Raw genomic sequence first — 4,504 nt, 5'->3', positions numbered from 1 at the left:
GGGTTCGATGACGAGGATCTGGTCGCAGCCGACGCCAAAGCGCCGGTCGCCGAGCAGGCGCATCTGCTCGGGCGTCAGCGCGAAGGGCTGCTTCGTCGCATCGATGACGACGAAGTCATTGCCCGCGCCGTGCATCTTGGTGAAGCGCAATCTCATGAGGGGATTATCGCAAGGCCTTCTCTATGGCAGCTCCAAGCTCCGCCTCGCCCCCTTCTCCCTCGTGGCGATAGACGACACGGCCCTTGGCATCGATGAGCCAGGCGGCCGGCCAGTAGCGGTTCTCAAAGGCCTTCCAGACGCGGTAATCGTTGTCCTGCACCACCGGGTAATGCAGGCCCAGCCGCCGCACGGCGGCCTGCACGCGTTGCAGCGGCCGCTCATGGGCGAACTCGGGCGTGTGCACACCGATGACGACCAGGCCGCGCGCCGCATAGCGCTGGTGCAGGCGTTCGATGACCGGCACGCTGCGCAGGCAGTTCACACAGTCCCAGGTCCAGAAGTCGACGAGCACGGGCTTGCCGCGCAGGGCCTGCAGTGTCAGCGGCGGGCTGTTGATCCAGGCGCCCGTGGTGGCGATCTCGGGCGCGGGCTTGCCAATCACCTGGCCCTGTGCCGACTCGGCCGGCCCGGCCAGAGCCGCGACCCAGGTGGAGCTGACATTGGCGAGGCTGGCCCCCGCCATCAGCATGACGAGCAGGCCCAACCCCCGGCGCAACCGGCCCGACCAGGCGCGCAGGCCCTGCGCGATGCGCTGGCCGCCATAGRCCACGGCCAGCATCGGCCCGCCGGCGCCGACGGCGTAGGCAATGAGCAGGGCCGCCGCCTGCTGCGAATCACCGGCGCTGGCGACCAAGGCCAGGATGCTGGCCAGGGCCGGGCCAGCGCAGGGCGTCCACAGCGCGCCCAGGCTGGCGCCGAGTGCCAGGGCGCCAAGCCGCCCGCCACCATGACCGAAGCGCTGGGCCCAGTCGGCCACACGGCCCAGCGGGCGCGACAACCGCTCCCAGCCCGCCGGCCAGACCAGCAGCAGGCCGAAACCCAGCAGCAGCACGGCCGCGATATCGCGCAAGGCACCGGCCGACAGGCCCAGCACGCTGGCCGAGGCGCCAAAGGCCAGGGCCAGTGCGCTGAAGGACGCGACAAAGCCCAGCACGACCAGCAGCCGCCGCCACCGGTCGGCAGGCCCCAGGCTGCTGCCGAGCAGCGCCGGCAACAGCGGCAGCACACAGGGGCTGGCCACGGTCGCCAGGCCGGCACCGAACGCAGCCGCCACGGGCAGCACGGCGCTCATTGCGACGCTYCCGGCACACGCTGCCAGGCCTGGGTCCTGCCGAACAACGGCAGGCCGACATAGGCGCGCAGCTTCAGCTCGCCGGTCGGGCCTAGCGACATCAGGCAGTCGTAGGTCTTGCCGTTCTCGCGGTTGAAGATGCGGCCGCRCCATTCGGTGACGGCGCTGCGGCCATCGGGTTGGGTCTCGCGCTCGGAGGGCAGAAAGTCGCTGAGGATGTCCATGCCCTCCTGGGCCGGCTGGGCATCGGCCGCCATCGCCTCGCCGGGCCGGCTCATGGACTGGTTGGCGATGACGCGCGCCACCTTGCCGCACAGGGCCGCGCCGCAGGGCGCGACGCGCACTTCCAGGTTGCCGCTGGCCGTCAGCCACAGGCCACGCGGGTCGGCATCGGCACGGGCCGCACCGGCCGCGAGCAGGAGGATCAGCAGAAGGTTTCGCATGAGCACCTCGTCAGTAGTGAAGGAGGTGCCATTGCAGACGGCAGCGGTATCACCGCGATGTCGATGTGTCGCCGGTGGACACGCGCCGGCCGCACAGACAAAGAGCGATACAAAACAGCGGGTCCCGTCCGCTATCGTGGCCGCCATGGACCCGCGCCCCGACCATCTGCTGCTCGTCGACGACGACCGCCAGCTGCTCACGCTGCTGGCCGACTACCTGCGCGCCGCGGGCTATCGCGTCAGCACGGCGACGCAGGGCCGGGAGATGCGCGCCGTGTTGGCCGCCGAGCCAATCGACCTCGTCGTGCTCGACCTGATGCTGCCCGGCGAGGACGGCCTGTCGCTGTGCCGCGACCTCCGCGCACGCGAGGTCGAGCCCCTGCCCGTCCTGATGCTGACCGCCCGCGGCGATGAGGCCGACCGCGTGCTCGGCCTGGAGATGGGCGCCGACGACTACCTCGCCAAGCCCTTTGCGACGCGCGAATTGCTCGCCCGCATCCGCGCCGTGCTGCGCCGTACCCGCCAGCTGCCACCGCGCACAAGCCCGCAGCGCCAGGCCAGGCGTCTGGCCTTCAACGACTGGGTGCTGGACACGGCGGCCCGCCATCTGCTGGACGGCGCCGGCACCCTGGTGCCGCTGACCGGCGGCGAGTACCGCCTGCTGCGCACGTTGCTGGACCACCCCCAGCGCATCCTCAGCCGCGACCAGCTGCTCAACCTCACGCAGGGGCGTGACGCCGACCCCTTCGACCGCTCCATCGACCTGCTCGTCAGCCGCCTACGCCGCCGCCTGCGCGACGATGCCAAGGAGGCCCGGCTGTTGAAGACGGTGCGCAATGAGGGCTATGTGTTCTGCGCGGATGTCGAGGCCGTGGAATGAGTTTGGCCAGCCGCATCGCCGGCCTGCTGATCGCCGGCCTGCTGCTGGCTTATGGCCTGGCCAGCCTGGCCTGGCTGGCCGAGCGCGGCGAGGTGATGGGCCGCATGCTCAACGCCTACCTCGGCCGCGATGTGGCCACGGCCGTCGCCGTGCTCGACCGCTTGCCCGAGGCCGAGCGTGCCGCCTGGTTGCCGAGACTGGCGCGGCCCAACTACCGCTACGAACTCGGCGCGCCGCAGGACGCCCTGGCATCCGACGAGCTGGCGCTGTCTCTCACGCAAACGCTGGCCGCGGAGCTGGGTTCGGCGCGAATCGGCACGGCGGGTGCAAGGCCGGATGGCGAACTGGTGTTCGCGCTGACGCTGGCCGACGGCAGCGCGCTGACGCTGCGCGCCCAGCCGCCACGGCTGAAGCTGTCCGGCGCAACGCTGGCCCTGCTGGTCGCGCAGATCGCCGTGCTGGCGCTGTGCGGCGCGGCGGCTGTCAGGCTGGCGACGCGGCCCCTGCGCCGCCTGGCCGATGCCGCCGATGGCCTCGGCGCCGATCTCGCCGCCCAGCCGCTGCCCGAAGAAGGCCCGCGCGAGGTGGCCTCCGCAGCGCGCGCCTTCAATGCCATGCAGGCCCGCATCGCCGGGCACCTGCGCGAGCGCTCCGAAATCCTCGCCGCCGTCACACACGATCTGCAGACGCCGCTGACGCGCATGCGCCTGCGCAGCGAACTGCTGGCCGAGACCGACACGCGCGACAAGCTGCTGGCCGACATCGACGAGATGCGCGGCCTGGTTGCCGAGGGCCTGCACTACGCGGCCAGTGCGCATGCGGCCGAGGAAGCGCCGCAGGCGGTGGACCTCGTCGCGCTGCTGGACGGCCTGGTCTGCGACGGCCAGGACGCGGGCCAGCAAGTCAGCCTTGAAGCGCCCTCTTCCCTTGCGCCGGTGACGACGCGGCCACGCGCGCTGCGCCGCGTTGTCGGCAACCTGGTCGACAACGCCGTCAAGTTCACCGGCGCGGCGGAGGTGGTCGTCACGCTGGACAACAGCCAGCTGCGCATCGCCGTGCTGGACCGCGGCCCCGGCATCCCGGCCGACCAGCGCCAGGCCGCGCTGCAGCCCTTTGTGCGCCTGGAGGCCTCGCGCAACCGCGCCAGCGGCGGCACCGGCCTGGGCCTGGCGATTGCGCAGCGCCTCGCGCAGGCGCTGGGCGCGACGCTGGAACTGCTGCCGCGCGAGGGTGGTGGCCTGGAGGCGCGGCTGAGCCTGCCGGTTAAGGAGGGCTGACCCTGCATCTTGAGGAAGCGCGCGACCGCCAAATCGGCGCAAGCTTGGCGCCATGCCACTGCCCGAGCCGCCGCTGCTGGAGCGCGATGCCGCGCTCGCAGGCCTGCGCGCCGACCTGGCCGCCTTGGCCGACCCGACACAAGGCCAGGGCCGCTGCGTGCTGCTCGAAGGCGATGCCGGCATGGGCAAGACGCGGCTGCTGCGCGCCGCGGAACGCGCCGGCGGCAGCGCCATCGACTGGGCCTGGGGCGCCTGCGAGCCGCTGATCACGCCGTTGCCGCTGGGGCCGCTGCTGGACATGCTGCCGCGACTACCCGGTGAGATCGCGGCGCTGCTGCGGCGCAGCGCACCGGCCGCCGAGTTGTTTGCCGCCCTGCTGGAGGTGGCGCGCCTGACGCGCCGGCCGCGGGTCTGGGTGTTCGAGGACCTGCACTGGGCCGACGGCGCCACGCTGGACCTGCTGCGCTTCCTGGCCCGGCGCATCGCCGGCACCCGGGTGCTGTTGTGCCTGAGCTGGCGGGGCGGTGAACTGGGCCCGGCCCACCCGCTGCGCGCGGCGCTCGCGGGCTTGGCCGGCCAGGGCGCGCGCAGCCTCGGCCTGGCGCCGCTGAGC

The 4,504-nt window shown here is 72.5% G+C and carries 5 protein-coding genes and 1 pseudogene; 3 read left to right on the top strand and 3 right to left on the bottom strand.

All coding sequences use genetic code 11. The features are described 5' to 3' along the window. From AC1DU6_RS21135 to AC1DU6_RS21125, 3 genes and pseudogenes are all read right to left on the bottom strand, one after another. A pseudogene (locus AC1DU6_RS21135) lies at positions 1 to 156 on the bottom strand (diaminopimelate epimerase); the annotation flags it as partial. 7 nt (positions 157 to 163) lie between these two features. Then, entirely contained in the window at positions 164 to 1,291 is a 1,128-nt protein-coding gene (locus AC1DU6_RS21130; protein ID WP_477859373.1) for a cytochrome c biogenesis protein/redoxin, read from the bottom strand. After that, positions 1,288 to 1,734 (bottom strand): DUF2147 domain-containing protein, encoded by a 447-nt coding sequence (locus AC1DU6_RS21125; RefSeq protein WP_477859371.1) that lies wholly within the window; start codon positions 1,732 to 1,734, stop codon positions 1,288 to 1,290. The genes AC1DU6_RS21130 and AC1DU6_RS21125 overlap by 4 nt, the downstream gene beginning before the upstream one ends. Positions 1,735 to 1,879: 145 nt before the next feature. Between AC1DU6_RS21125 and AC1DU6_RS21120 the strand changes: the two genes are divergently transcribed. The 3 genes from AC1DU6_RS21120 to AC1DU6_RS21110 all read left to right on the top strand — a co-directional run. After that, entirely contained in the window at positions 1,880 to 2,614 is a 735-nt protein-coding gene (locus tag AC1DU6_RS21120; protein ID WP_457321392.1) for a response regulator, read from the top strand. Then, on the top strand, positions 2,611 to 3,891 hold the full coding sequence (locus tag AC1DU6_RS21115; protein ID WP_477859369.1) for an ATP-binding protein: 1,281 nt from the start codon (positions 2,611 to 2,613) through the stop codon (positions 3,889 to 3,891). Before AC1DU6_RS21120 ends, AC1DU6_RS21115 begins: the two co-directional genes overlap by 4 nt. 52 nt (positions 3,892 to 3,943) lie before the next feature. Continuing rightward, a partial coding sequence (locus AC1DU6_RS21110; RefSeq protein ID WP_477859367.1) for an ATP-binding protein occupies positions 3,944 to 4,504 on the top strand: 561 nt, incomplete at its 3' end.

Source organism: Roseateles sp. P5_B10 (assembly GCF_056400485.1).
The sequence above is the reverse complement of the archived record's forward strand: the minus strand, read 5'-3'. Positions and strand labels throughout refer to the sequence as shown.

Bases quoted from the DNA above. Each gene is read 5' to 3' on its own strand.
- AC1DU6_RS21115 (WP_477859369.1), top strand. From the start codon at position 2,611: ATGAGTTTGGCCAGCCGCATCGCCGGCCTGCTGATCGCCGGCCTGCTG.
- AC1DU6_RS21120 (WP_457321392.1), top strand. From the start codon at position 1,880: ATGGACCCGCGCCCCGACCATCTGCTGCTCGTCGACGACGACCGCCAG.